The sequence below is a fragment of the Dethiosulfatibacter sp. genome (assembly GCF_983023055.1).
The window spans coordinates 2,000-3,040 of record NZ_CEZJXU010000322.1; the positions used below are offsets into that span (position 1 = coordinate 2,000).

The 1,041-nt window shown below is 36.8% G+C and carries 1 protein-coding gene and 1 pseudogene; both read right to left on the reverse strand.

Annotated features, from left to right (window positions below; all coding sequences use genetic code 11):
- Nucleotides 1–563, reverse strand: a 563-nt coding sequence (locus AC3AX0_RS10335; protein ID WP_487550212.1) for a radical SAM protein, incomplete at its 3' end; no start/stop codon positions are given.
- Nucleotides 564–778: 215 nt separating this feature from the next.
- Nucleotides 779–1,041 (reverse strand): annotated as a pseudogene (locus AC3AX0_RS10340) (hypothetical protein); the annotation flags it as partial.

Below are 1,041 nucleotides of genomic sequence, written 5' to 3' on the forward strand. Positions count from 1 at the left end.
CATGCTTGAATGGTGTCGATTCTGTCTTTATATGTATGTGTTGTACAAATATTTGAGAAATGTCGCCGTGACGTCTCCAAATTATTGTGATACCGTTCCACTCCAGCTGCCTTCAGCTTCAAAAAACTTTCATATCCCAGCAATCCATGGGAAGCGCAAAGTTTGATATTGCTCCTTTTACGTATAGAACTATAGACTTCGCATAATTCTTCAACCTCTTTTTCCGATGCACGTTTCCCGGATGTCACTACCGAATATCGCGGTACGCCGTTTTCTTCATTCCGCAAAGCATCCTTGACAATCATTTCTTTTTTCAACAATGGAAATACTTCTACCTGAGTATTATAATGCGCAGACTGTGCACAATATTTGCAATCCTCCGGACACTTCCCGCTCTTTCCATTTATTATGGTGCACATATCAAAAGCATCTCCACATAATGCAATGCGAATCTCATGTGCTTTTTCTGCCAATACTACAGACGGTAAATCAAATAATACCAGTGCTTCTTCTTTCGTTATTTCATATCCTTCAATGATTTTATTCATCATTTTATCCATCATAAGATCACTCCTCTTCATGTTATATATAATAGAGTATTTACGAACCATTGTCAACCTCGCGTTGCATAGCAGTTTACAATGATGTCGGGTGTTATCATTTATAACTCACAATTCCCAAAGTTTATTTGCAACCGCTTACTCAAACACAAAGGAAAAACACAAAGGGACAGTTCTTCCGTGCCCTATACTTCTTGTTACTCCGAAACTAATCCCTTTTAAAATTCTAAATTTGTGTTGTATTTTTCATAATCTTGATCATCTTCAAATATTATTTGTCCATTTATTCCTCTAAACATTACATGATATATTCCTGTACTACTTTTTTCACTTGCTCTTCTCGGCATAAAACTAATTTCTAGACTTATCAAGACTAGAAGTAAGTTTAACACATGAGTAACACACGGGAACCGTCCCTGTGTGTTTATATTTTCATCCTTGGTTTCGTAATCACAAACAATTGACTGGGATCGCAGCCTTT